The organism is Microvirga sp. 2MCAF38 (genome assembly GCF_052115485.1).
Classification (GTDB): Bacteria; Pseudomonadota; Alphaproteobacteria; order Rhizobiales; family Beijerinckiaceae; genus Microvirga.
Genome location: NZ_JBFRGU010000001.1, coordinates 683,799 through 708,718 on the forward strand (window position 1 = coordinate 683,799; position 24,920 = coordinate 708,718).

22 protein-coding genes are annotated in these 24,920 nt (G+C 61.1%); 15 read left to right on the forward strand and 7 right to left on the reverse strand.

Going from position 1 to position 24,920, the window contains the following annotated elements:
- Positions 1 to 111 precede the first annotated feature (111 nt).
- From AB4072_RS03235 to AB4072_RS03265, 7 genes are all read left to right on the forward strand, one after another.
- On the forward strand, positions 112 to 1,458 hold the full coding sequence (locus AB4072_RS03235; protein WP_441965457.1) for an aspartate aminotransferase family protein: 1,347 nt from the start codon (positions 112 to 114) through the stop codon (positions 1,456 to 1,458).
- Positions 1,459 to 1,667: 209 nt separating this feature from the next.
- Entirely contained in the window at positions 1,668 to 3,149 is a 1,482-nt protein-coding gene (gene hisS / locus AB4072_RS03240; RefSeq protein WP_441965458.1) for a histidine--tRNA ligase, read from the forward strand.
- Positions 3,150 to 3,364: 215 nt separating this feature from the next.
- A complete protein-coding gene (locus tag AB4072_RS03245) occupies positions 3,365 to 3,889 on the forward strand; it encodes a hypothetical protein (protein ID WP_441965459.1) in 525 nt (174 codons plus the stop codon).
- 1 nt (position 3,890) lies between these two features.
- Positions 3,891 to 4,313, forward strand: coding sequence for an STAS/SEC14 domain-containing protein (locus AB4072_RS03250; protein WP_441965460.1), 423 nt, complete (start codon positions 3,891 to 3,893; stop codon positions 4,311 to 4,313).
- A gap of 143 nt (positions 4,314 to 4,456) precedes the next feature.
- Positions 4,457 to 5,551: an ATP phosphoribosyltransferase regulatory subunit gene (locus tag AB4072_RS03255; protein WP_441965461.1), complete on the forward strand. Its 1,095-nt coding sequence runs from the start codon at positions 4,457 to 4,459 to the stop codon at positions 5,549 to 5,551.
- Between the two features lies 1 nt (position 5,552).
- On the forward strand, positions 5,553 to 6,533 hold the full coding sequence (gene hisG / locus AB4072_RS03260; protein WP_441965462.1) for an ATP phosphoribosyltransferase: 981 nt from the start codon (positions 5,553 to 5,555) through the stop codon (positions 6,531 to 6,533).
- A 134-nt stretch (positions 6,534 to 6,667) separates the two neighbouring features.
- Positions 6,668 to 7,138: an META domain-containing protein gene (locus AB4072_RS03265; protein ID WP_441965463.1), complete on the forward strand. Its 471-nt coding sequence runs from the start codon at positions 6,668 to 6,670 to the stop codon at positions 7,136 to 7,138.
- A 99-nt stretch (positions 7,139 to 7,237) separates the two neighbouring features.
- Here AB4072_RS03265 and AB4072_RS03270 read toward each other — a convergent pair whose 3' ends face one another.
- Entirely contained in the window at positions 7,238 to 9,334 is a 2,097-nt protein-coding gene (locus AB4072_RS03270; RefSeq protein ID WP_441965464.1) for an ABC transporter ATP-binding protein/permease, read from the reverse strand.
- Between the two features lie 301 nt (positions 9,335 to 9,635).
- Between AB4072_RS03270 and AB4072_RS03275 the strand changes: the two genes are divergently transcribed.
- From AB4072_RS03275 to AB4072_RS03295, 5 genes are all read left to right on the forward strand, one after another.
- Positions 9,636 to 10,730 carry a methionine ABC transporter ATP-binding protein gene (locus AB4072_RS03275; protein ID WP_441965465.1) on the forward strand — a complete coding sequence of 365 codons (1,095 nt, stop codon included), beginning with the start codon at positions 9,636 to 9,638 and terminating at the stop codon, positions 10,728 to 10,730.
- Positions 10,720 to 11,385, forward strand: coding sequence for a methionine ABC transporter permease (locus AB4072_RS03280; RefSeq protein WP_441965466.1), 666 nt, complete (start codon positions 10,720 to 10,722; stop codon positions 11,383 to 11,385). Before AB4072_RS03275 ends, AB4072_RS03280 begins: the two co-directional genes overlap by 11 nt.
- A gap of 26 nt (positions 11,386 to 11,411) precedes the next feature.
- Positions 11,412 to 12,197 carry a MetQ/NlpA family ABC transporter substrate-binding protein gene (locus tag AB4072_RS03285; protein WP_441965467.1) on the forward strand — a complete coding sequence of 262 codons (786 nt, stop codon included), beginning with the start codon at positions 11,412 to 11,414 and terminating at the stop codon, positions 12,195 to 12,197.
- Between the two features lie 317 nt (positions 12,198 to 12,514).
- Positions 12,515 to 12,826, forward strand: coding sequence for a hypothetical protein (locus AB4072_RS03290; protein WP_441965468.1), 312 nt, complete (start codon positions 12,515 to 12,517; stop codon positions 12,824 to 12,826).
- 262 nt (positions 12,827 to 13,088) lie between these two features.
- Positions 13,089 to 14,981 (forward strand): DEAD/DEAH box helicase, encoded by a 1,893-nt coding sequence (locus AB4072_RS03295; protein ID WP_441965469.1) that lies wholly within the window; start codon positions 13,089 to 13,091, stop codon positions 14,979 to 14,981.
- 127 nt (positions 14,982 to 15,108) lie between these two features.
- On the opposite strand, the gene AB4072_RS03300 is transcribed toward AB4072_RS03295, so the two are convergent.
- Positions 15,109 to 15,537, reverse strand: coding sequence for a MarR family winged helix-turn-helix transcriptional regulator (locus tag AB4072_RS03300; protein WP_441965470.1), 429 nt, complete (start codon positions 15,535 to 15,537; stop codon positions 15,109 to 15,111).
- Between the two features lie 95 nt (positions 15,538 to 15,632).
- Between AB4072_RS03300 and AB4072_RS03305 the strand changes: the two genes are divergently transcribed.
- Positions 15,633 to 16,082 (forward strand): DoxX family protein, encoded by a 450-nt coding sequence (locus tag AB4072_RS03305; RefSeq protein ID WP_441965471.1) that lies wholly within the window; start codon positions 15,633 to 15,635, stop codon positions 16,080 to 16,082.
- Positions 16,083 to 16,104: 22 nt separating this feature from the next.
- Complete coding sequence (gene gstA, locus AB4072_RS03310; RefSeq protein ID WP_441965472.1) at positions 16,105 to 16,719, forward strand: glutathione transferase GstA; 615 nt, start codon at positions 16,105 to 16,107, stop codon at positions 16,717 to 16,719.
- Between the two features lie 76 nt (positions 16,720 to 16,795).
- Here gstA and AB4072_RS03315 read toward each other — a convergent pair whose 3' ends face one another.
- The 5 genes from AB4072_RS03315 to AB4072_RS03335 form a co-directional block, all read right to left on the reverse strand.
- A complete protein-coding gene (locus AB4072_RS03315; protein WP_441965473.1) occupies positions 16,796 to 18,766 on the reverse strand; it encodes a hypothetical protein in 1,971 nt (656 codons plus the stop codon).
- A 519-nt stretch (positions 18,767 to 19,285) separates the two neighbouring features.
- Positions 19,286 to 20,392: an FUSC family protein gene (locus AB4072_RS03320; protein WP_441965474.1), complete on the reverse strand. Its 1,107-nt coding sequence runs from the start codon at positions 20,390 to 20,392 to the stop codon at positions 19,286 to 19,288.
- A 263-nt stretch (positions 20,393 to 20,655) separates the two neighbouring features.
- Positions 20,656 to 22,290, reverse strand: coding sequence for a chaperonin GroEL (gene groL / locus AB4072_RS03325; RefSeq protein WP_441965475.1), 1,635 nt, complete (start codon positions 22,288 to 22,290; stop codon positions 20,656 to 20,658).
- A gap of 107 nt (positions 22,291 to 22,397) precedes the next feature.
- Positions 22,398 to 22,688 carry a co-chaperone GroES gene (gene groES, locus AB4072_RS03330; RefSeq protein ID WP_441965476.1) on the reverse strand — a complete coding sequence of 97 codons (291 nt, stop codon included), beginning with the start codon at positions 22,686 to 22,688 and terminating at the stop codon, positions 22,398 to 22,400.
- A gap of 345 nt (positions 22,689 to 23,033) precedes the next feature.
- Entirely contained in the window at positions 23,034 to 23,879 is an 846-nt protein-coding gene (locus AB4072_RS03335; protein WP_441965477.1) for a DMT family transporter, read from the reverse strand.
- Between the two features lie 219 nt (positions 23,880 to 24,098).
- Between AB4072_RS03335 and AB4072_RS03340 the strand changes: the two genes are divergently transcribed.
- Positions 24,099 to 24,917: a L,D-transpeptidase gene (locus AB4072_RS03340; protein WP_441965478.1), complete on the forward strand. Its 819-nt coding sequence runs from the start codon at positions 24,099 to 24,101 to the stop codon at positions 24,915 to 24,917.
- The last annotated feature ends 3 nt before the right edge of the window (positions 24,918 to 24,920 follow it).

A 24,920-nucleotide genomic window follows, 5' to 3' on the forward strand; every position in this document is an offset into this window, starting at 1 on the left:
GACCAGAGCTTCACCCTCAGCCCTTTTGCCGCCACCAGGGCCCTGCTAACGTTGCTTCCGCTAGGCGGCGTCACAAGAGGCCGCCCGAACAGTTCCAGGACAGCGACCATCATGACTGCAAGCTCGAAAGCGCCCGTAGACCTCCCTTCGCCCAACGATCTGGAGGCCTGGTGGCTGCCGTTCACGGCCAACCGGTCCTTCAAGGCGAGCCCCCGCATGATCAGCCGCGCCAAGGGCATGTATTATTATACGCCGGACGGGCGCGAAGTGATCGACGGAGCCGCGGGCTTGTGGTGCTGCAATGCGGGTCATAACCGCGATGAAATCACGGCGGCCATTCAGGCACAGGCGAGCGAGCTCGATTATGCACCGGCCTTCCAGTTTGGCCACAACGGCGGCTTCGCCCTCGCCTCGCGCCTTGCCCAGCTCGCACCGGGCGATCTCGACCACGTGTTCTTTTGCAATTCCGGTTCGGAGGCTGTCGATACGGCCCTGAAAATCGCTCTTGCCTATTGGAATGTCTCCGGCCAGGGCAGCCGCACGCGCCTGATCGGCCGTGAGCGCGGCTATCACGGGGTCGGCTTCGGCGGCATTTCGGTGGGCGGTATCGTCTCGAACCGCAAGTTCTTCGGTTCGCTTCTCGCAGGCGTCGACCACCTGCCTCACACCTATAACCGCGCCGAGCAAGCCTTTTCGCGCGGCGAGCCTGAATGGGGCGCACATCTTGCGGACGATCTCGAGCGCATCGTGACGCTGCACGACGCCTCGACCATCGCCGCCGTGATCGTAGAGCCGATGGCGGGCTCGACCGGGGTGCTGCCGCCGCCGAAAGGCTATCTGCAGCGCCTGCGCCAGATCTGCGACAAACACGGTATCCTTTTGATTTTCGACGAGGTCATCTCAGGCTTCGGCCGCCTCGGCACGGCGTTTGCCGCCGAGCGTTACGGGGTGGTCCCGGACATGATCACCTTCGCCAAGGGCGTGAATTCCGGCACCGTTCCCATGGGCGGCGTTCTTGTCCGCAAGGGCATCTACGACGCCTTCATGAAGGGGCCAGAGAACACCATCGAGCTGTTCCACGGCTACACCTATTCCGGCCATCCTCTCGCCTGCGCGGCGGCACTCGCAGCGCAGGACATCTACCGCGACGAGAAACTTTTCGAGCGAGCGAAGGCGCTGGAGCCGGTTTGGGCGGATGCGATCCATTCGCTGAAAAGCCTGCCGAACATCCTCGATATCCGCACCATCGGCCTCGTCGCGGCCATCGACCTGGCCTCCCATCCGGATGCGGTGGGTCGCCGCGCTTTTGATGCCATGGATCGTGGCTTCAACGAGCACGACCTGATGATGCGCATCACCGGCGACACCATCGCCCTCTCCCCGCCGCTCATCATCACCGAGGAACAGATCGGCGAGATCGTGGACAAGCTCGGCCGCGTGATCAAGGCTGTGGCTTAGCCCCCTATCTAGACCTGAGTACGTCATGGCCGGGCCTGCCCCGGCCATCCACGTCTTTCCTCCCACCATTTAGCCAAAAGACGTGGGTGCCCGGTACAAGGCCGGGCATGACAGTAAACAACGAGCAAAGACTGCTCGACCCTTGCCCCTCCCCGCTCCGCAGGTTAGGACCGGACACGTTTTTCCTCTTAAGCGACTGCTTCTGACCCATGTCCAAGCCTGACAAAATCAAGGCTCGCGCCCCGCGCGGCTTCGCCGACCGTGGTCCCACCGATCTTGCGGCGACCGAGCGGATGCTCGCGAAGATTCGCGAGACCTACGAGCTTTACGGCTTCGAGGCGGTCGAGACGTCCTTCGTCGAGTATACCGACGCGCTGGGCAAGTTCCTGCCCGATCAGGACCGCCCGAACGAGGGCGTGTTCTCGTTTCAGGACGATGACGAACAGTGGCTGTCGCTCCGCTACGACCTGACCGCGCCGCTGGCGCGCTATGTGGCCGAGCATTTCGATGCCCTCCCGAAGCCCTATCGCAGCTATCGCGCCGGTTGGGTTTTCCGCAACGAAAAGCCGGGTCCGGGCCGTTTCCGTCAATTCATGCAATTCGACGCCGACACGGTGGGCGCGCCCTCCGTGTCGGCGGATGCGGAAATCTGCATGATGGCGGCGGATACGCTCGATAATCTGGGCCTGAGCGGTCAGTACGTCATCAAGGTCAACAACCGGAAAGTTCTCGACGGCGTGTTGGAGGCCATTGGCCTCGGTGGCGATGCTCACGCAGGCCAGCGTCTCGTTGTCTTGCGCGCCATCGACAAGCTGGATCGCCTCGGACCGGAGGGCGTGCGTCTTCTGCTAGGCCCCGGCCGCAAGGATGAGAGCGGCGATTTCACCAAAGGCGCCGGACTTCAACCGGACGCCATCGAACGGGTGCTCGCCTTCACCGAGGCGAAAGGCCAAACCGGCGCGGAGACGATCGACAACCTGCGCAAGGTCGTCGCTGGCTCGGCGCGCGGTGAGGAAGGCGCGAATGAACTCGCCGAGATCGCGGCTTTGGTCGCCGCATCCGGCTACGAAAACCGTGTCTCGATCGACCCCTCCGTCGTGCGCGGCCTCGAATACTATACCGGCCCTGTCTACGAGGCGGACCTGACCTTCCAGGTCCAGGACGAGGATGGACGCCCCGTGCGGTTCGGCTCGGTCGGTGGCGGCGGGCGCTATGACGGGCTCGTAGGCAGGTTCCGTCCGGAGCCCGTCCCCGCAACCGGCTTCTCCATTGGTGTGTCGCGCCTGCTCTCCGCTTTGCAGATGGTGAAGAGCCCCATCGTCTCGGGTCAGGAAAAGCCCGGTCCGGTGGTGGTGCTGGTGATGGATAAGGACCAGATCGCCGCCTATCAGCGCATGGTCGCGGCCCTGCGCAAGGCTGGTATTCGCGCCGAACTCTATCTCGGTTCATCCGGCATGAAGGCGCAGATGAAATATGCCGACAAGCGGCAGAGCCCCTGCGTCATCATTCAAGGCTCCAACGAACGCGAGCGTGGCGAGGTCGAGATCAAGGACTTGATCGAAGGCGCGAAGGCCGCCGAGGCCATCGCCTCGAATGCGGAGTGGAAGGCGGCGCGCCCGGCGCAGTTCTCAGTGACGGAAGACAAGCTCGTCGACGCCGTTCGAGACGTTTTGGCACGCCATTTCGGATAAGCCGAAACGCCGGATTCACACTGGCAAACCTCATCGCTGAGGAGCGGCGAAGCCGCGTCTCGAAGGAGGTTCCAGCGTGCGCTGGAGACGCTTCGCGCTTCGAGAGAAATTCCGTCGCTCTCCACTCGGAGCGACCAAAAGCCCAACGCCTACGCTGGAACCCATTCACGCCCGGGCGGGTTGTTCCCCTGAAGCTTGACCATCAGGAGACAGTTATGGCGAAGGCGAAAGCGAAAACGAAGAAGGCTCCGAGCAAAGCCAAGAAAGTCACGAAGGCAGAGAGCGACAAGGGTTTGAAATCCCTGAAGTTCCCCAAGGCCTTGCGCAACTTCGCGCCGGTCAAGGATCTGATGAATTCCGATCTCGGTCGCGAAATCCTGGCCGATGCCCTCATTGCCGCGGCGGGCGCAGCGGCGGCAGCGATCACCCGCTCGCGCCGCGTTAGAAACACCGGCAAGGCCTTTGCAGAAACGGGAGCCCATGCCGCGCGCGATGCTATCACGGCCTCCGGCACAGTTGCCGGGGTTGTCGCAGACGCCGCGCGCCATCTCCTACCCGCGTCTTTGATGGGCGAGCATGAGGAAATGGTCGAGGCCCCACGTCGCCGCAAGTCGACCCGCAAGGCGAGCGGGGGAAGCCGAGGCTCCAACCCTCCGCAATATGCGCATCTCGCGACAGACCACAGCAAACGCAAGACATCGAAAAAGGCGCCGCGATCGACGAAAGATCCCGAGACCTGACATGATCGACATCATTCCATCGGCCGATCACGTGGTGGCCATGCGCGTCTCCGGGACGATAACCGGAGACGATCTCGATGGCGTCACCGCCACCGTCGAGCGAGCGCTGGAACGCCACGACAAGATCGGTCTCTACGCGGACATGATGGATTTCACCGATATGACGGCGGAAGCCTTCATCAAGGATCTGCGCTATAGCCTGGGCCACTTTCGCCAATGGGGGCGCTTTCACCGCATCGCCGTCGTGACCGACAAGGAATGGCTGCGGACGGTCATTCGCCTCGAAAACCATCTCATTCCAGGGATTGAGATTCGCCTCTTCGGCAAGAATGAACGCGAGCCCGCCCTTGCCTGGGCCTCCGGCCTGCCCGCCCCTTCATCCGCAGCCTTCGCTTCCGGGACGGACGAACCCGGCGAATCGTAGCTCTCCCCTCTTCCCGTTCACTTTCTCAACCGAAAATGGTCGCCTTCCCCTCCCGGCGTTGCTAGAGCAATGACCGGCGAGGTTGGACGCCTCTGCCATAAGGACAAGACGGCACCGTGTGTGCCGGACGAAGGGCGAAGCCAGTGACGGAGACCGAAGCCACCATCGCGCTCATCGCGCTGTTCGAGCGCGAGGAGTACACGCGCGTCGAGCCGCCTGTGCTGCAACCGGCCAACACCTTTATCGATCTTTCGGGCGAGGATATCCGGCGGCGCATGTTCGTGACGCAGGACGCTGCAGGCCAGGAGCTTTGCCTGCGCCCGGAATATACGATTCCCGTTTGTCTTCAGCATCTTGGTGAGCACGGCGCGACCCCGCGCGGCTACAGTTATGGCGGCCCGGTTTTCCGCATGCGGCCCAACGAGACCGGCGAGTTCCTGCAAGCGGGCATCGAATCCATCGGGCGCGTGGACACGACCGCCGCCGATGCCGAAGTGCTCGGCCTCGCGCTGGAGGGCACCGACCAGCTGGGCCTGACCGGCTGCCGGGTCCGCCTCGGCGATATGGGCCTTCTGAACGACCTGATCGACGCCCTGGGCGTTTCCCCCGCTGCCAAGCGGCGCGTGATCCGCGCTATCGTCTCAGGCAACGGCCTCGACTCGTTGGGCGAACCGGACGGACAGGCTCAGGCCGAATATGCCGGGCTCCTCGCGGCCATCGAAGGCCAGGCCCCGCAGGCGGCCAAGGCCTTCGTGGAAGACATTCTCTCGATTGCGGGCATCGCCCGCGTCGGCGGCCGCAGCGCCGGCGAAATCGCTGAGCGTTTCCTCGCCCGCGCCGGAAACCGCTCCGGCCTCTCCGACGAGGCGCGCGGCGTTCTCGAACGCTATCTTGCCATCAAGGGCGACCCGGATCAGGCGGCTGGCATGATCCGGGCCTTGGCCAATGATGCAGGTCTCGACCTCTCCGCCGCCATCGCCACGTTTGAAGAGCGCACCGGCTTCATGGCGGCGCGTGGGCTTGATGTGGGGCGCTTCCTGTTTGCCGCGACCTTCGCCCGCAATCTCGACTACTACACGGGCTTCATCTTCGAAATTCAGGATCCGCACCGCGATGACGGCAAGCCGGTGGTCGGCGGAGGCCGCTACGACCGCCTGCTCCAGCATCTCGGCGCCGCGCAGGAAATTCCGGCCGTGGGCTGCTCCTTCTGGCTCGACCGTATCGTGGGGAGACCCTGACATGACCGGTTCTCCTCTGATCCTCGCGGTTCCCTCCAAGGGTCGCCTACAGGAAAACGCCGCCGCGTTCTTCGCGCGCGCAGGCCTCGTCTTCACCCAGTCGCGCGGTGCACGCGATTACCGCGGACGGCTCGCGGGCGTGCCGGATGTGGAGGTCGCGTTCCTCTCAGCTTCCGAGATCGTCAGCCAGCTCGCCAACGGGACGGCGCATCTCGGCATTACCGGCGAGGATCTCATCCGCGAGCAGATCCCGGACGCGGACGGCACCGTCGAATTGCTGACCCCGCTCGGCTTCGGCAACGCCAATGTGGTTGTTGCCGTGCCTCAGGCCTGGATTGACGTACGCACCATGGCCGATCTCGATGAGGTCGCCGCCGATCTTCGTGCCCGGCACGGCCGCAAGATGCGTGTCGCGACGAAATACGTGAATCTGACCCGTCGCTTCTTCGCGAACCATGGCATCGCCGATTACCTGATCGTGGAGAGTCTGGGCGCAACGGAAGGAGCGCCGGGGGCAGGATCGGCGGAACTGATCGTCGATATCACCACCACCGGCACGACGCTCACGGCCAACGCCCTGAAAATTCTGGACGACGGCGTGATGCTGCGCTCGGAAGCCAATCTCGTCGCCTCCCTCAAAGCGCCCTGGACGGACCGCGCCCGTGCGGCCGCCACCGCCGTCCTGACCCGGATCGCGGCGGAGGAGGAGGCGCGCACGAGCCGCGAGGTTCGAGCCTCCCTGCACCCCAATCACGTGTCCGGCCTCACCACGTTGGTGCAGAATCTGGGTGCGAGCCTCCCCTATGGCCTGCCGCAAGGCCGGGAGGTGGTGCTGCATTGCAAGGCCGGCGCGGTGTTCGAACTGGTCGCGGGATTACAGGCACTCGATGCGCAGGACATCACGGTCCGGACCTTCGACTACCTGTTCCGCAGCACCAATCCACTGTCCGAAAAGCTCTTGCGACGCCTCGCTCAAACTTGAACGTGCCCTTGAACACACCCTTTCATCCTGTCTTCAGGTTGAATATTAAAGGATCGGCCGGAGATGCTCGGTAGGCGTTGCCTCCTCACGCGCATCCCCTTATGGTCCCGACACTTTTCGATGATGAGGTCCCGATGAATGCGCTTCGCCTTACCGCATTTCTCGCCACTTTCGCGGTGATCCCTGTAGCCTTTGCCCAGGAAGCCCCTATCGGGCGGCCGGGTCAGACGCGCCAGCTTGAGAACAAAGTCTTCAAGCCGGGCGAAAGGGCCAAGGTCTTCCCGCTCGGCTCGTCCTGGCTCGCAGTGAGCCTGAGTGGCAAACCCTTCTCGGGCGATAAGCCGAGCTTCAGCCTCGACGACCAATTGCGCGCCCGTGGCTTCGGCGGCTGCAACACCTATGCTGCGACGGCCTATCCGCTGCGCGATCAGAATATCGCGGTCGGCCCCCTCGCGATCACCAAGAAGTCCTGCGACAAGACGGTGATGGCCAACGAGCACGACTTCTTCGTGGCTTTGCGCACTTCAGGCAAATGGGACATGCAGGGCCCGACTCTGGTGATCCAGACCCAGTCGGGCGAGTTGCGCTTCGAGCGCATGCTCTGACGCACCAAGTTTTCAGCGAATGAAAAAAAGGGACGCCACTTCGGCGTCCCTTTTTATTTTCGTCCATCATTCCGGACCGTGGAGCCCGGAACCGCCTTCTCAAGCAACCGCTTCAGGCTGACGCTTTTCGACCGGTGCATAAAGCCCGTCCTCCATCGCCTGCATATCGATGCGCCTGTCGTGGAAAGCGGCGAGCGTCGAGCGATGGCCGATGGAGACGATAGTCGTCCGCGGCAGGCGCTCCTTCAGCATCCGATAGATCTCGGCCTCGGTCGGCTCGTCGAGGGCCGCCGTCGCTTCGTCCAGAAGAAGCCAATCGGGTTTTGCGAGGAGAGCGCGGGCGATGGCGAGGCGCTGCTGCTCGCCAAGCGAGAGACTTTGCGCCCAGGCGCGCTCCTCATCGAGCCTGTCGACTAGCGCGGGGAGCTTGGCGGCCTTCAACGCGTCCCTGATGGTCGCATCGTCATATTCCCCCGTGCTGCCGGGATAGGTGACGGCGGCACGAAGCGAGCCCATGGGAATGTAAGGCCGCTGCGGCAACAGCATCATCGACTGCCCATCGGGCACCATGATCTGCCCATGGCCGAAGGGCCAGATGCCGGAGATGGCGCGGAACAGAGTGGACTTGCCCGAGCCGGAGGGACCGGTCAGCAGCGTCGTCTCGCCCTGGCGGAAGACGACGTTGTCGGCACGCATCAGGGCGCGCCCGTCCGGGAGCGACACCTTGAGATTTTCGACACCAAGATCGCCGTTGGACGATCTTACAAGCGCAACATGCTCGCCCACCGCACCGCGATGCTGCACGGCTTGGATCGCGGCCTCGAAGGTCGTCAAACGATCGATGACGGCTTTGTAGTTCGCGATCGTGGAGTACGACGTAATGAAGAAATCGAGCGCACCCTGGACGCTGGAGAAAGCCCCGACCGTCTGCTGCATCTGGCCGAGTGTGATTTTGCCGATGAAGAAATACGGCGCGGTCAGAATGTAGGGCACCACCACATTGGCTTGGCCATAGGCCGACTGGAAAACGTTCAACCGCATCACACGACGAACGATCTGCATGAAGTTGCGAACGATCATGTTGAAGCGATTGCGAAGCGCTTCCTGCTCCGCTTCCTCGCCGCCGAGGAGGGCCACCTGCTCCGTATATTCGCGCAGGCGCGCGAGCGAGAAGCGGTAATCGGCTTCCACTCTTTCCTGCTGGAAGTAGAGTGCGATGAGTGGGCGACCGATGACGTGCGTAAGCCAAGTGCCGACGAGCGCATAGAGGATGCTGACCCACACGAGCAAGCCCGGAACGGGCACATCAGTCCCCGGCAGAGTAAAGCCGCTCGACAAGGACCAAAGGATCGCGATGAATGAGACAAGCGTCGCGGACTGATTCAGCAACCCGACGGACAAAGTGTATGTCTGGTCGATATAGCTGCGCAGATCGTCCGCGATACGCTGATCGGGGTTGTCCGCTGCGCGTCCGACCAGTTGCATGCGGTAATGCGTGCCGTTGCCCAGCCACTCACGGACGTAAAGCCCGTTGAGAAATGTGCGCCAGCGGATACGCAAGACATATTGCGAAACGATCTCGACGAGAGCGGTTGTAATGAAAACGCTCGCCAATGGGACGAACACCCAGAAAAGCTGATACCAGAATGCGCCCGCGTCCTTCTCCTGCAACGCATTGAACATATCGCGTCCGAAGAAGTTGAGCCGGACATTCAGCGCGACCTGAAACAGATTGATGATAATCAGGAAGGCCAGCAATGCGCAGCCGATGATGCCCTCGGTCGCACGCACGGTTCCGATCAGGGGCACGCGAATTTCGCTCGCTGTCGCGGAATCGAAATAACGGTCGGCGATCCTCATGATGGTGTGGATCACCGGAATTCGCGACACACCGAAAATGATGAAGGCGAAGATCGTCGCGCCGACGGGCATGGAGGCCGGCGGAACATATCCGCTCAACCCTTCGGGCACGACACCAAGCGAGTCCGCCAAAAGCAGCAGGACAAGAAGCGCTTCCGCTCCCGCAAGCACCGCTAGGAAGACCCTCAGGTACTTCGGCATGCTCCGTGACAGGAACAGGGCCCCCGCCAAACCGAGCATGGCAACAGGCACCAGGATCGAGAACGGAACTCCGCCCAGTCGCAGGGCGAGCAGGCCGAAACCGGCAATTGCCGCCGCAAGGCTGGCCATGAACATGAAGACATCCTCTGAGAGTACTGTTGATCTTGTTTAAAGCATGTGCTGGAAAAGTGGGAACCCGCCTTTCCAAAAAATCATGCGAAATCACAAGCTTGGCGCATGTGGTCGGCGCGACAGGTCTTTGCGACGGAGGCGATCCACCAACCTCATGGCAAGATTGAGGACAATGCATTCCCTTGTAGAAGTTTTAAGAGAAAAACGTTCTAAAAAACGACACTATCCTGTTTAAAGAACAAAAATATTGACATAGCGAACGTTATTGTCCATCTCTCCTCTCTACTGAAAGGAGAGCGACGGCATGAACGCACCGCTCGGAAGCTTAAGCGATCAGGCGCTGCGACGATTGGTTCCGGCGGAATCCATTGTCCGCCTGGAGAACGTGTCGAAGGTTTATACGGGCCGTACCGGCGCTCCGGTGCCGGCGCTGGAAGGCATCAATCTTTCCGTGCCTCAAGGTGCAGTTCTGGGCGTCATCGGTCGCTCAGGTGCCGGAAAATCAACTCTGATCCGCCTCGTCAACGGGCTGGAAAAGCCGACTTCCGGCCGCGTGATTGTCGACGGCGCGGATGTCGCGGCTCTGCCGGAAAGCGCGCTGCGCCACGCGCGCCGCTCCATCGGCATGATCTTCCAGCACTTCAATCTCCTGTCCTCTCGCACGGCGGCACAGAACATTGCTCTGCCGCTCGAGGTCGCAGGCTACGACAAGGCTGCGATCCGCGCGCGCGTCGACGAATTGCTCGCCCTCGTCGGCCTTACCGACAAGCGTGACCGCTATCCTTCCGAATTGTCCGGTGGGCAAAAGCAGCGCGTCGGCATCGCCCGCGCGCTCGCCACGAAACCGAAGGTGCTTCTCTCGGATGAAGCGACTTCCGCCCTCGATCCGGAGACCACGCGCTCGATCCTCGATCTTCTGGCGCGCATCAACGCCGAGCTTGGGCTGACCATTCTTCTCATCACGCACGAAATGGCGGTCATCCGCTCTATCGCCCGCGAGGTCGCGGTGATCGATGGAGGGCGCATCGTCGAGCAAGGCGACGTGTTCGACGTCTTCACTCGTCCACAGCATGAAGTGACACGAAGCTTTCTCGCGGATGAGGCGGGCCGTGCGCTCCCGTCATATGTCGCGGATCGCTTGCGCGCGGAAGCCTCACCCGGCAGCCAGGCAGTAATCCGCATCGGCTTTCGCGGACCGCATGCGACTGACCCGGTGCTGGCGCGTCTCGCGCGCGATCTCAATATCGAGGCCAACATTCTCGCAGGCAGCGTGGACGAAATCGCGGGCCGCCCCTGCGGTACGCTCGTGATCGGCGTGCCTGAGGCAACGTTGACCAAGACCCTCGGTTTTCTGAAGCAGCACGATCTCGATACGGAGGTTCTCGGCCATGTCTCCTGAGATGATCCGCCTCATTCTTTCCGCCACCGGCGAGACGCTTCTCATGGTCGCGATCTCCGGCGTGGTCGGCACGCTTCTCGGCTTGCCGCTCGGCGTATTTCTCGCCACCAGCGGCAAGGGCGAATTGTTCGCAGCACCCTGGGTGAACCGCGTGCTCGGCGCCATCGTGAATGCCGCGCGCTCGACGCCGTTCATCATTCTCGTGGTGGCGATCATTCCTTTCACGCGCTTGGTCGCTGGCACGTCCATCGGCACCAATGCGGCCATCGTGCCCCTTACCGTTGCTGCCACGCCCTTCATCGCGCGCCTGATCGAAGGGGCGATCCGTGAAGTCGATCAAGGCCTCATCGAAGCCGCGCGCGCCTTTGGCGCAAGCCCGCTGCAGATCGTGTTGAAGGTCCTCATACCCGAAGCGCTACCGGGCATCGTTCTCGGCCTCACGCTCGCAGCGGTGTCGCTGCTCGGCTACTCGGCCATGGTCGGAGCCGTCGGGGGTGGCGGCCTGGGCGATCTTGGAATCCGCTACGGCTATCAACGCTTCATGCCCGACATGATGATCGCCGTCGTGATCGTGCTCATCGTTCTCGTCCAGGCTGTGCAGAGCCTCGGCGATCGCCTCGCACGCCACCTCAACAAACGCATCCGTCACGCCTGATCGGACTCACTCAAGGAGTAATTTTGATGTCCCTGAAGCATCTGGGCCTTGCCGCCCTCCTCTCGCTGGCAGCCTTCCCCGCCGCCGCGCAAACGCAAACGGTCCGCATCGGCGCGACGCCCGGTCCACATGCGCAAATTCTTGAGGCCGTTAAGCCCATCGCCGCGCAGAAGGGCCTCGATCTCAAGATCATCGAGTTCTCCGACTACGTCGTACCGAACGCGGCGCTGGCATCTGGTGAACTGGAAGCGAACTCGTTCCAGCATCAACCTTATCTCGACAATCAGAAGGCTGACCGCGGCTACAAGATCGAGACCGTGGCATTCACGGTGAACTTCCCGATTGGCGTTTACTCGAAGAAGCACAAGGCCTTCGACGCCATTCCGAGCGGAGCCACCATTGCGATCCCGAACGATCCCACCAATGGCGGTCGCGCGCTTCTGCTGTTGCAGGACAAAGGCTTATTGAAGTTGAAGGACGGCGTCGGTTTCAAGCCGACGGTGATCGATATCACCGAGAATGCGAAGAAACTGAAATTCGTCGAGATCGACGCCGCTCAGGCTCCGCGCGTGCTCGACGACGTGGACGCCGCCGTCATCAACACCAACTACGCGACGCAGGCTGGTCTGGATCCGGTGAAAGACGCGTTGACCCGCGAGAATCCGAAAGGACCTTACGTCAACATCATCGCCGTGCGCGCTGAAGACAAGGACAAGCCCTGGGTAAAGGCTCTCGTCGAATCCTATCACACCCCCGAGGTGAAGAAGTTCGTCGAAGAGAAGTTCAAGGGCGCCGTTCTCACGAGCTGGTAATTTCGCCTCCCATGTCCTCTGGGAACCTGGCCGGCCCTTCGGGGCCGGCCTTTTTTGTTGATCGGCTATCATGGCCCCGCGAAAGAGCACCGACACACCCGAATACGGCTCGGTCGCGGAACGCACCTGCCTGCTCCGGAAATGGGATTCCGAGGTCAAGTCGGTCCGAAACAGGGATTTTTCAAAACTTTTCACGAGGCCGGGCTTCCACCCGGCCTTTTTTATTGGCCAGGACGGCTGGCATTTCGCCCAAGCAGGCTATATGGCCGCATCAACATTATTGCTTTAGACTAAAGCCTATCTCAGAAGGACCAGCCATGTTTACTCTTGAAATCGCCGGCAAGGCGATCGCCGTGACCAATGCCGATGAGGATCAAGCCCAGGAGCTCTTCACGAGCGAAGGCTTCAAGGACGACCTCGTTTCGTTCAAGAGCGACAACAACCCCCTGTGGGACGGTTCCGCCGCTCTGACGATCCGCCGCTCCTCGGAAGACGAGATCGAAGCCTTCGACGACGCTCTCGAGGGTGACGAGGATTTCGAAGACGAGGAAGAGGACGACGAGGACGGCGATGATGGCATCGACGTTGTTTTCCTTGTAGAAATCGACGAAATGGGCGATGAGGCCTGATCAGGCCTACGATCTCATCGGAGCCGATCCGATTTTTGAGAGTTTGATCGTGTCTCTTTGAAACACGATCAAACTCTCGATTTCTTGTTGCTGCATGATCCGGGTGAAAAACCGGTTTCCACTTATTCTGATCATGCTCTAGAGCGGGCCTGCGCTGATCTCGTCATCGCATCCGCTCTATCTTTTTGTTAGGGCATGATCATTCTGGGATACCGGATCCCTTTAGCATCATGCTTCGAGGAGCGGCTTGGCCGCGATACACATGCCTTTTCCCAAAGCCAATCCCAGTCTCGAACGCGCCCTTGCGGATCGCGGCTACAAAGAGCCCACCCCCGTTCAGGCGGCAATCCTCCAGGCTGATGCCAAGGATCGGGACCTTCTTGTCTCGGCCCAGACCGGCTCAGGTAAAACCGTCGCCTACGGCCTTGCCCTCGGCTCGACGCTGCTCGGCGATGCCGAGCGCCTCCCGCCTCCCGCCGAACCGCTGGCGCTGATCATCGCGCCGACGCGCGAGCTTGCCCTGCAGGTCCACCGCGAATTGATCTGGCTCTATGGCCCGGCAGGCGCGCGCGTCGCGTCCTGTGTCGGCGGCATGGATGTGCGGCGTGAACAGCGGGCGTTGGCCGATGGCTGCCATATCGTCGTCGGCACGCCTGGACGCCTGCGCGACCATCTGGAGCGCGGCCGGCTCGACACCTCGAAGCTGCGCGCAGTGGTGCTCGACGAAGCCGACGAGATGCTCGATCTGGGCTTCCGCGAAGACCTTGAATTCATCCTCGACGCGACGCCGAAGGAGCGCCGGACGCTTCTGTTTTCGGCGACGATTCCGCGCAACATCGCAGCGCTTGCCAAGCGCTATCAGCGCGATGCCGTCCGCATCGACACGCTGGTGCAGAACCAGCCGCACGGTGACATCGAATATCGCGCCGTTCGCATCGCACCGAATGAGATCGAACACGCGGTCGTCAACGTTCTGCGTTTCTTCGAAATGCGCGGTGCGATGGTTTTCTGCTCGACGCGCGAGATGGTGCGTCACCTGACGGCGAGCCTGATCGAGCGCGGCTTTTCCGCCGTGGCGCTTTCCGGTGAGCTGACCCAGAACGAGCGCAGCAACGCTCTGCAATCCTTGCGTGACGGGCGCGCGCGCGTTTGCGTCGCGACTGACGTCGCCGCGCGCGGCATCGATCTTCCCGATCTCGGCCTCGTCATCCACGCCGATCTGCCGAACGATCACGAGACGCTTCTACACCGCAGCGGCCGTACGGGCCGCGCGGGCCGCAAGGGCGTGTGCGTGATACTCGTTCCTTACACCCGGCGCCGCAAGGCAGAACGCCTCGTCGACTCCGCCGGCGTCGATGTGACTTGGGGCGGCCCGCCTTCCGCGGAGGAGATCCGCAAGGGCGATCAAGAACGTCTGCTGAAGGAGCTGAGTGTCGTCGAAGAATCCTCGGAGGAGGATCTCGCTCTGGCGCGCTCGCTTCTCGCGGAGCGTTCGGCGGAAGAAATCGCCTCCGCGCTGGTGCGCTTCCATCGCGCGCGCCTTCCCGCGCCCGAGGAAATGTATGACGCCGGTAGCGAGCGCGAGCCGCGTCAGCGCAAGGACAAGCGCGAGCGGGAAGCCGAGCGCGAGCGTCCTCGCGGGAAGGATCGCGGTCCGTCCGACGGCGCGGATTACGGCGCATCGGAAGATATGGTCTGGTTCCGCATGAGCGTGGGCCGTCGCAACAACGCGGATCCTCGCTGGCTTCTACCGATCATCTGCCGCCTCGGGCACGTGACGAAAAAGGAGATCGGCTCGATCAAGATCTACGATCGCGAAACGAAGTTCCAGATCGCAAAAGACTTCGCATCGCGCTTCGCGTCTGCCGTGCGCAAAACCAACGACGAGGATATCCGCATCGAGCCGGCGGAGTTCGACAAAGGTGGCGCGCATGAAGGCAAGAAGTGGAGCCCAAAAGGCCCCGGCAAGGGTGAAGGCTTCAAAGCCAAAGGCGGTTTCCGCGGCAAAGGCGATTCCGGCCCGAAAGGTGATCTCAGTGGGAAGGGCGAAGGCTTCAAGGGCAGCCACAAAGATGGATCGCCGAAAAACGGCAAGCCGTCCGGCCCGAACAAGAAGCACAAGCGCCGCATCGAAGAAAAGCGCAAGCGAGACTAGCGCCTGATCATAGCTCGCTAAAGGCCTTTGCGTCCGTGCTCACCCTCGGATGCAGAGCCGCCCAACGAAGACCGATAGACCGAGCGCGTCATGAAATGCGCTCGGCTATGTCACAGTTGAACGGTCATCACAGTTTGGACAGAAGTGCGGCCAGCTGATCGGCCTCGCCCTTTGAGAGCCTCGTGCCGACGAATTGTTCGATGGCGCCTCCGTAAGTCACCCACATTCGTTCTTGAAGTTTTCTTCCGGCGGTCGTGATTGCGATGAGTTGTCGACGCTTGTCGCCAGGATAGGGGATCCGCTTCACAAGACCTTCCGCTTCCATGCGGTCGAGAAGCCGCGACAGGTTGTATTGCTCGAACAGCAAACTGTACTCGATCTCGCGGGGAGAGAGGCAACCTTCCTCGGCCCGCTTCAGATGCAGCAAGACACCATACCAGTCCAGGGAAGGGAAGCCGGCGTCCTTCAAGGCCGCCTCGATAAGCGCCTTCACGCGGCGTTGCGTACAATTGAGACGGATCCAGACATCCTGTGTCGCGTCTGATGGCATTTGCATTGTCGCAAACCCTCCTCTTTTATTATGCAATTGCATCAAATTTGACGCCGAAAGGCAAGCGTGGCTATATCGATACACTTACATGGAGATTGTAAATGACCTCGACGGCCTCACCAAATTCGGCTTACGCGACCCTGCTTCTGCGCCTGTCGCTCGGCCTGATGTATCTAGCCCACAGCGTTGTCTTGAAGCTGATGACGTTCACGCTCGCGGGCACCGCGCAGTACTTTCAGTCGCTCGGTCTGCCCGGCTGGCTCGCCTACGCCACGTTCTTCGCCGAAATGATCGGCGGAATTCTTCTTATCCTCGGCGTGCAAAGCCGTTGGGTCGCTTTGGCACTGATCCCGGTGCTGATCGGCGCATTTGGCGTCCACTCCGGGAATGGCTGGGTGTTTTCGGCCAACGGCGGCGGCTGGGAATATCCGCTTTATCTGATCGTTCTGTCCTTCGCGCAGGCCCTCTTGGGCGATGGGGCTTATGCCTTGAGCCCGTCGCGACCTCTTCCGTTCCGCTCACACGTCTCTCCCGTCGGGCGCACCGCCTGATTCCCCTTCAAAGGAAATCCAAATGAAGCTCTATTATACTCCCGGCGCCTGCTCGCTCGCGCCGCATATCGTCGCCCGCGAAGCCGGCCTTCCAATCACTCTCGTGAAAGTGGATCTCTCGAAGAATCTCACGGAGACTGGCGAGAACTTCCGCGCGATCAACCCGAAGGGCTACGTGCCCGCCATCGCTCTGAAGGATGGCTCCCTGCTCACGGAGGCAGCTGCGATCATCCAGTATCTCGCCGACCAGCAGCCCGGCGCAGGTCTCGCGCCCGCAAACGGCACGACGGAGCGCTATCGCCTGATCGAGTGGCTCACCTTCATCAGCTCCGAGATCCACAAGGGCTTCAGCTCGCTCTGGAATCCCGCGACGCCGGATTCCATGAAAGCCGCCGCGCAGGATCGTCTTGCCACGCGCTTCGCCTATCTCGACGAGACTTTGGCCAAGCGGCCGTTCCTGATGGGAGAGGCCTTCAGCATCGCGGACGCCTATCTCTTCACCGTCGTGAGTTGGACGAACTTCCACGCCATCGACATCTCGTCCTTCAAGAACCTCAGCGCCTTTATGGCCCGCGTTGCCGCGCGCCCCAAGGTGCAAGAGGCGCTGGTGGCCGAAGGCCTGAAGCAGGCGGCTTAATTCTCCTCTGTTCCAAATGAAAAAGGCCCCGGAGAAATCCGGGGCCTTTTGAAGTCGAACGCGATCTATTCAAGCATCACGCGATGAAGAAATCGTGCGCCGTGAGCAGCGTGCCTACCTTCAGCTGAGCGAACTTGACGGCGGCATGCTTCGTGCCTGAGCCGTCCGCATCATAAGAGAGAGCGCCTGTCTTCTCGTTATAGACAATGCGGTCGCTTGCATCGTGAGCCTGTGAGCCGACCCAAAACGCCTTGTCGGACAACACGCCCTTCCGGAGCTTGCTGAACACTGCCTTCGACAGGCTGATCGTGTCCTCGTCGCTCTGGAAATCCAAGATCCGGTCCACATTGGTCCGCCCGAGTTTTGTGGTGAAGGCGAACACGTCGGCCCCGCCCTGGCCCGTGAGCTTGTCCATCCCGAGCCCGCCATTGAGCAGGTCGTCGCCCGTTCCGCCCTTCAACACATCCGCCTTCTTACCGCCGGTGAGGGTCAGGGACGAGAGCATCGGATACACGAGTGGAAGCTCGACAATGGGTCCCGGGATTTCTCCAGGTGGGATCGAGATCACGTCGGCAGCCACGTCGATGACGAAGCTGCGATCGATGGAGGCTCCATGCGGGTCGCTGGCGCGCACGGTGATGGTGATGTCGGCGTCGCGGTCGGTGAAAGCGCGGTCGACCAGAAGCTTGTTGCCGTGGATGCGGAAATGGCCACCGGGGTTGGAGACGAGGTGATAACCGAGCGCATCGCCATCGGGATCGACGCCACTCAAGGTAGCGACCAAAGTGCCGACAGGAGCATCGCCGTCCACAAGCCTGCTGCTGAGATCGACCGAGGTCGGCGCCCGGTTCGTCGTGCCGGCGAGCGCGATAGTGCGGTCGGAAAACTGGAGATATTCGATGCCGTTCAGCGTATCGATACCGTCGGTCATCGCGCCGACGATACCCCGATTGTCCGTTACGATGACGCTGCCGTTGGCTTGTTGAGAAATGGTGTAATCAGCAAACGAGCCGGAATAGGCGGCGATATCGACGCCCGCTCCACCGCGAATGTCGTCGCTCCCCTCTCCTCCATTGAGGATGTCGTCCCCGCCTTGGCCGTCGAGGGTGTCATTGCCGCGATTGCCGGTCAGCGTATTCTGCTGATCGTTGCCGGTGAAACGGTCCGAGAATACGCTTCCGAAAAGCGATTCGACATTGTGGATCGTATCCCAACTGTAGGCGCCGGTCTGCTGCCGCTCCGTGATACGCAGATCGACGCTGGTGCCAGGTGCATAATAGAAGATCGTATCGTTGCCGCCGCCGCCATCGACGAAATTGACGTTCGCTCCGAGAGAGAAGGTTTCGTTGCCATCCCCTCCATAGGCGATGTCGTTTCCGGAGCTGAAGTAGACTGTTCCCGTCAAAGTCCCGCCGCGCCCATCGTAAATATTGGTCGGTGGCCCGGCAGGCTCGACCCAAGCCCTGCCGCCGAGAAAAACGTCGCCGATAATGTGGCCTGTATTGACGACAGTATTCGACCCATACATCAAGCCCGTGATCGCCCTTCCGTCACTTTGGATCAGGCCGGTATTAACGATTTTCAGTTGGTCCGTACGCTCTTCGAATCCGTATGAGTCGAAATTAATGCCTTCGACGCCTGAGATGGTCCCTACGTTGAGGATCGTCGCGTTAGGATCGAAAACTTTCACGCCCACGCCTTCTTCAGTCTCGATCCTTCCCAAGTTCGTCAAGGTGCTGGAAGGTGAACCAGGCCTGTTCTCGTAGATATCGATCGCCGAGTAGTAGCCCTTGACCGAGCCCGTCAGGCCGATCGTGATGGCGCCACTGGTCAATATGCCTGTGCCGTGTTGGCTCAGCACGTTCCCGTCGATCAGCAGGGTCGTGCCAAAATGACCGACTATTCCGTGAGCCTCGATCCCATAGGCTTCGATGCTAGCCCCCGCGGCAAGAATGACAGTATCGCTCTCCTCGAGCCGGAGGGCATGCTGAAAATCCGCGTAGGCAGGAGGCAATGGCCTTGAGGCGTCGATGATATGGATAGACATTCGGGATCCTCGCTTCAGAGTGTTTTCCTATGTTATAAAGTAATATTTGTCAAAATACCCCCCCGTAATCGCAACAAAAAACCCCGGAGTCTCCTCCGGGGCTTCTTAATGAACCTGCTCTATTCGGGCATCACACAATGAAGACATCATCGGCCATCAGCAGCGTCTTCGCTTTGAGCTGAGCGAAAATCCTGATGTGACTACTTTCATATTAATGATATTTAATTTCATTGCCAGTGACAAAGCACATTGCGTAAACAGGAGTGCCGCATACGGGGAGGTCGAGGCTCTTGCGAGCAGGACATCCTCTAGCCTTCCGGCCCATACTTTCCCTTTGGACAACAAAAAGCCCCGGAATCCGGGCTTGTTCATTTCTGACGGAAGCGCCACCAAATCTAGCGGCCGCGATCTCCTCGCATGGCTTTCACGGCGTGCTAGAAGAGCTCGGCTATTCGGTCGAGGACTGAGAGATGACCGTCGTCGCTTCGGCGATGTCGGGTGCGCACAGCGAGGGCTTGCCTATCTCGTCTCCACGTCGAGACGACTTCCGAATCCCATGTCACCCGCACGCTCGATGAGATCGTCGAGGTCCTGCCGGAACTGCTCGAAGCCGAACTGCAAGGCATAGAGTCGCCCAACCGTGTCGCCAGGCAGTTCATCGATCAGGTGCTCCGTCCGCAACGCATCCATCTCTTTCACGTACGCGGACAGGCCTGCAACGAAAGCATCGGATGTCGGAGGCGGGGCACGCTTTTGCAGCGCATCGCCAAGCTCGCTCAAGAGCGCGTTAGCACTATCACGGATCACAAGGATGGAAGATTTGAGCCGATCGCGAACCGCGTCCGGCAGCGGCCCTGATGCCGCCCGCCCAATCATCACGAAATCATGCCGAACGCGATACAGCGTGCGCACCAACGGCTCCGGGTCCGGTGCGTCGGTCAAATGCGCCTTACGTTCGCGCGATGCTTCGTCAGCTGCGGTCTCGACCTGCTTCAAACTGGCGCGAATGCTTGCATGAAGAGACGCTACACCGGCGGAACCATTCGGCTCGACGATGAGCGCATTCATCAAAGCGGTCATGAGCCGAGCGTTCAAACGCAACACCTGCGCCGCCGACTCCGTCAGCAACGTATGCGCCCGCGCGGGCAGTACGAACAAAGCGACGACAACACCGACCACGTTGCCGAGAGTGATTTCGAGAACACGCTCGATGGCCGATGCGAACGGGCCCAACGACTGCCCGGATGCAGAGAGAAGCACGATCAAGGCCGTGATCGGCGCCACGCGGAAACTCGCCTTGATCGATGCGAGCAGCGCAAGCGGCGCGAGTGCGACGACGACTGCGGCCCCGAGTTGTACGACTGAACCGTGAGGAACGAGGGCCGCCACGAGTGCCCCGTAGATCGCGCCTGCAAAAGTTCCGAGGAACCGGTCGATTGCCGCCTTGATGGAACCTCCAACACTCGCCTGCATGACGATGACGGCGGTAATCACGGCCCAGTAGCCTTGAGTCAAAGAAAACCCATGAGCCAAAACGAAGGCGATGCCGCCAGCGATTGTGATGCGAAACGCCAGGCGAAGCTCCGCACGGCGGTTCGACACCCAGTCCCGAAATTGCGATGCCACCGGCAATGCCACCTCGTCCCTACTCGTCGGGTTACGCGCGAGCGTGTCCGCACCCTTTATCAGTAATGGTTCGCCCGGTCGCCAAGGCAAGCGCCGAGAAATCTGAAAGCGTGAAATGAAAAAGGCCCCGGATCGCTCCGGGGCCTCATCGTATCAAGCAGTGCGCTTGGACTTACGGACTTCTTAGAAGTCCATGCCGCCCCTCAAGTCCGACTTGCCGGACTTGAGTATCCTTGAGTGATGGGCGGTTTTACTTGGACTTCTTAGAAGTCCATGCCGCCCATGCCGCCGCCCGGCATCGCCGGAGCGGATTCCTTCTTCGGCAGCTCGGCGACCATGGCTTCAGTCGTGACGAGGAGGCCGGCCACGGAGGCTGCGTCCTGCAGAGCGGTGCGGACGACCTTCGCCGGATCGACGATACCGGCCTTCAGCATGTCCACGAACTCTTCGGTCTGCGCATTGAAGCCGAAGGTGTCCGACTTGTTCTCGTTGATCTTGCCGACCACGATCGAACCTTCGACACCGGCGTTCTCGACGATCTGACGGATCGGAGCTTCGAGAGCGCGCAGGACGATGTTGATACCGGCCTTGACGTCGGAGTTGTCGGTCTTGAGCTTCGAGACCGCAGCCTTGGCGCGGAGCAGTGCCGTGCCGCCGCCGGGAACGATGCCTTCTTCGACCGCCGCGCGGGTGGCGTTCAGAGCATCGTCAACGCGGTCCTTCTTCTCCTTCACCTCGATCTCGGTCGCGCCGCCGACGCGGATGACCGCGACGCCGCCAGCGAGCTTGGCGAGACGCTCCTGGAGCTTCTCACGATCGTAGTCCGACGTGGTCTCTTCGATCTGAGCCTTGATCTGACCGACGCGAGCCTCGATGTCCTTCTTCTTGCCGGCGCCGTCGATGATCGTGGTGTTTTCCTTCTCGATGCGGACGCGCTTGGCGCGGCCCAGCATGTTGAGGGTCACGTTCTCGAGCTTGATGCCGAGATCTTCGGAGATCGTCTGGCCGGCGGTGAGGACGGCGATGTCCTCGAGCATGGCCTTGCGGCGGTCGCCGAAGCCCGGAGCCTTGACGGCAGCGATCTTGAGGCCGCCACGGAGCTTGTTGACGACGAGGGTCGCGAGAGCCTCACCTTCCACGTCCTCGGCGATGATGAGGAGCGGCTTGCCCGTCTGCACCACGGCCTCGAGGATCGGGAGCATGGTCTGGAGCGAGGAGAGCTTCTTCTCGTGGATGAGGATGTAGGGATCCTCGAGCTCGGCAACCATCTTCTCCGCGTTCGTGATGAAGTACGGGGAGAGGTAGCCGCGGTCGAACTGCATGCCTTCGACGACGTCGAGCTCGGTCTCGGCGGTCTTGGCCTCTTCGACCGTGATCACGCCTTCATTGCCGACCTTCTGCATGGCATGGGCGATCATGTCGCCGATGTCCTTGTCGCCGTTGGCCGAAATCGTGCCGACCTGCGCGACTTCATCCGACGACTTCACCTTCTTGGCGCGCGCCTGGATGTCCTTGACGGCTTCAGCGGCGGCGAGATCGATACCGCGCTTCAGGTCCATCGGGTTCATGCCGGCGGCAACAGCCTTGGCGCCTTCGCGAACGATGGCCTGGGCCAGAACCGTCGCGGTGGTGGTGCCGTCACCGGCGATGTCGTTGGTCTTTGACGCAACTTCGCGGACCATCTGGGCGCCCATGTTCTCGAACTTGTCTGCAAGCTCGATTTCCTTGGCGACGGTCACGCCGTCCTTCGTGATGCGCGGAGCGCCGAAGGACTTCTCGATCACGACATTGCGGCCTTTCGGGCCGAGGGTGACCTTCACCGCGTCGGCGAGAATGTCGACACCGCGGAGCATCTTTTCGCGGGCTTCGCCGCCGAATTTAACGTCTTTAGCAGCCATTGGGCTTTTCCTTTTCAGTTCTTCCTGATCCCCTCGGGCGGCAAAGCGGCCGTGCGGGATGGTCGAGTTCCTGGATAATTCGGAAGGACGGTTACTTGCCGATACGGTTACTTGCCGATCACGCCCATGATGTCGGATTCCTTCATGATGAGGACATCCTGACCATCGAGCTTCACTTCCGTGCCGGACCACTTGCCGAACAGCACGCGGTCACCCTTCTTGACGTCGAGCGGAACGAGCTTGCCGTTCTCGTCGCGAGCGCCGGAGCCGACGGCGACGATCTCGCCCTCTTGCGGCTTTTCCTTAGCGGAATCCGGAATAATGATGCCGCCCTTCGTCTTCTCTTCGCTATCCAGGCGACGGACGACGACGCGGTCGTGCAGCGGACGGAATTTCATGAAACTTCCTCTTTGACAAATGGCGCAGCCACCCATGGCCGCGTCCAGTTCCCTACGCTGTTAGCACTGTCATGCATCGAGTGCCAACGCTTGTCGCGAGATAAGGAGCCCCCCGGGACGAGTCAAGGTTTGGGACGGACGGGAATGAGCGAAAAAATTCAGGCCTTTCTGGGACTGAAAATTTTCTCTTCTCCTCCAGAGACTTAGAGTTTTATCGTTTCAGATTGAAACGATCAAACTCTCGATTCTTTCGATGCCGCATGATCCGGGCGAACAACCGGATTCCACTTGTTCTGCCGCATGATCCGGGCGAACAACCAGTTTCCACTTGTTCTGATCATGCTCCTAGCGCCGGGACGTGATCGCTGCCGCCACGACGATGAGGGCGCCTCCGCCCAGGGTCGCCCAGGTCGGCACTTCGCTGAAGACACCGTAGCCGATCAACGCCGCCCAGATCAGGGCGGTATATTCCAAAGGCGCGAGACGGGCGGCCGGCGCCTTGGCATAGGCGCTCGCCATCAGCATGTGACCGGCAACACCGAGCGAGCCCATGGTCAGGAACCAGCCTAGATCGGTCCAGTCGAGGGGTTGCCAGACATAGAAGGCGAAAGGTGCGGACAGGATCATCGGCCCTACCGCCTGGAAAAAGACGATATGGATGAACTTGTCCCGTTGGGCACGCTGGCGCAGCAGCACGATGCTGAAGGCATAGGTGATCGCCGACAGAAGGGCCGCGGCCACGCCGCTCCAGGAGCGCACCGCACCCGCCTCGCCCGTCTGGCCGAATACGACAATGAGTGTGCCGCCGAAGCCGACGACAAGCGCACCGACAATACGCCCGTCGATCCGCTCCTTGAGCAAGACGAGGCCGAGAAACGCGATGAACATCGGTGCAAGGAATGAAAGGACGAGCGTCTCAGCGAGTGGCAGTTCACCGAGCGCATAGAAGAACGCGATGGCCGTCAAAACAGCCACCACCGAACGCATGGCATTAGCGATAACCGTATCGCGGGATGGCCAACCGGGGCGCATGGCCGCGAACACGCAGCTCGCGACGATGCTTCCGCAAGCGAAGCGCAGAAACACGATCTGAAGCGTCGGATAGGACGCGTGCATCCCCTTGATGATCGCGTCCATGAAAGACAGGAGCGCGATGGATGCCGCCATCCGAGCGATGGGACCGAACTGCATGGGAGGTCTCGACGTTGACGTGGCGCGGGCTCCGGATCGGACCGCGCGATGAGCGAAGGTTGCTCTTACAGTATGTGCGTGGCGTCGGCATCCGGAGTTTGTGGCGTTTCGACTGGAAAATGAGCGGAAGCGAAGCCTTTCGCCCCACATCAGCCGATCTCCGGAGCGAAAATCGCAACCTTCAAAGCAATTTCGAACAGAACTTGCACAGGTGCATCGATGCGCGCGCTCCTTGTCCCCTCCGCCATTCTTCTCATATCGCTGCTTCCTTCCTCCGTTCTGGCGCAGGACCAGCGTGGAGCCTACGGGTTGCCGCGCGATGCCTATGGCAACATTCTGGTCGTCCCAGGCTCCGGGCAAGCGCGAGGCTATGTGGATGAGAGCACCTTGAACGGCTATTCCCGCGCTCCGCGCCCGGCCGCTCGCTCTTATTATTATCAAGCGCAACCTGGCTATATGTATCAGTCTCAACCCATCGACCCACTGGTGGGATATCCCTATGAATCGCCGACGACAGCGCGCCCTGCCAGCAACGCTGTCTCGCTTCCATCAGGAAACGATCTTGGCGATACACGTAGTCCAAGCTACGGAATCGGGTCGGAATACCGTCGCCAGACGGTGAACTATCGCGGCGGAGAGCAGCCGGGCACGATCATCATCGATACACCCACAAGACATCTCTATCTCATCCAGGACGGTGGGCGCGCGATCCGCTACGGCATCGGCGTCGGACGACCGGGTTTCGAATGGGCCGGGCGCAAGACGGTGAGCGCGAAACGGGAATGGCCGGATTGGTATCCTCCCAAGGAAATGCTGAAGCGCCGCCCCGATCTGCCCGAACACATGGACGGCGGCCTCGACAATCCGCTCGGCGCGCGGGCGCTTTATCTCGGCTCGACTCTCTACCGCATCCACGGCACCAACGAGCCTGATACGATCGGGCATGCGGTCTCATCGGGTTGTATTCGCATGCTCAACCGCGACGTGATCGATCTCTACAATCGCGTGCCGGTGGGCGCTCCAGTCGTGGTGATCTGAGCC

Coding starts and splice junctions, on each gene's coding strand:
- AB4072_RS03235 (WP_441965457.1), top strand. CDS start 112: ATGACTGCAAGCTCGAAAGCGCCCGTAGACCTCCCTTCGCCCAACGAT.
- hisS (WP_441965458.1), top strand. CDS start 1,668: ATGTCCAAGCCTGACAAAATCAAGGCTCGCGCCCCGCGCGGCTTCGCC.
- AB4072_RS03245 (WP_441965459.1), top strand. CDS start 3,365: ATGGCGAAGGCGAAAGCGAAAACGAAGAAGGCTCCGAGCAAAGCCAAG.
- AB4072_RS03250 (WP_441965460.1), top strand. CDS start 3,891: ATGATCGACATCATTCCATCGGCCGATCACGTGGTGGCCATGCGCGTC.
- hisG (WP_441965462.1), top strand. CDS start 5,553: ATGACCGGTTCTCCTCTGATCCTCGCGGTTCCCTCCAAGGGTCGCCTA.
- AB4072_RS03265 (WP_441965463.1), top strand. CDS start 6,668: ATGAATGCGCTTCGCCTTACCGCATTTCTCGCCACTTTCGCGGTGATC.
- AB4072_RS03270 (WP_441965464.1), bottom strand. CDS start 9,334: ATGTTCATGGCCAGCCTTGCGGCGGCAATTGCCGGTTTCGGCCTGCTC.
- AB4072_RS03275 (WP_441965465.1), top strand. CDS start 9,636: ATGAACGCACCGCTCGGAAGCTTAAGCGATCAGGCGCTGCGACGATTG.
- AB4072_RS03280 (WP_441965466.1), top strand. CDS start 10,720: ATGTCTCCTGAGATGATCCGCCTCATTCTTTCCGCCACCGGCGAGACG.
- AB4072_RS03285 (WP_441965467.1), top strand. CDS start 11,412: ATGTCCCTGAAGCATCTGGGCCTTGCCGCCCTCCTCTCGCTGGCAGCC.
- AB4072_RS03290 (WP_441965468.1), top strand. CDS start 12,515: ATGTTTACTCTTGAAATCGCCGGCAAGGCGATCGCCGTGACCAATGCC.
- AB4072_RS03295 (WP_441965469.1), top strand. CDS start 13,089: ATGCCTTTTCCCAAAGCCAATCCCAGTCTCGAACGCGCCCTTGCGGAT.
- AB4072_RS03300 (WP_441965470.1), bottom strand. CDS start 15,537: ATGCAAATGCCATCAGACGCGACACAGGATGTCTGGATCCGTCTCAAT.
- AB4072_RS03305 (WP_441965471.1), top strand. CDS start 15,633: ATGACCTCGACGGCCTCACCAAATTCGGCTTACGCGACCCTGCTTCTG.
- gstA (WP_441965472.1), top strand. CDS start 16,105: ATGAAGCTCTATTATACTCCCGGCGCCTGCTCGCTCGCGCCGCATATC.
- AB4072_RS03315 (WP_441965473.1), bottom strand. CDS start 18,766: ATGTCTATCCATATCATCGACGCCTCAAGGCCATTGCCTCCTGCCTAC.
- groL (WP_441965475.1), bottom strand. CDS start 22,290: ATGGCTGCTAAAGACGTTAAATTCGGCGGCGAAGCCCGCGAAAAGATG.
- groES (WP_441965476.1), bottom strand. CDS start 22,688: ATGAAATTCCGTCCGCTGCACGACCGCGTCGTCGTCCGTCGCCTGGAT.
- AB4072_RS03335 (WP_441965477.1), bottom strand. CDS start 23,879: ATGCAGTTCGGTCCCATCGCTCGGATGGCGGCATCCATCGCGCTCCTG.
- AB4072_RS03340 (WP_441965478.1), top strand. CDS start 24,099: ATGCGCGCGCTCCTTGTCCCCTCCGCCATTCTTCTCATATCGCTGCTT.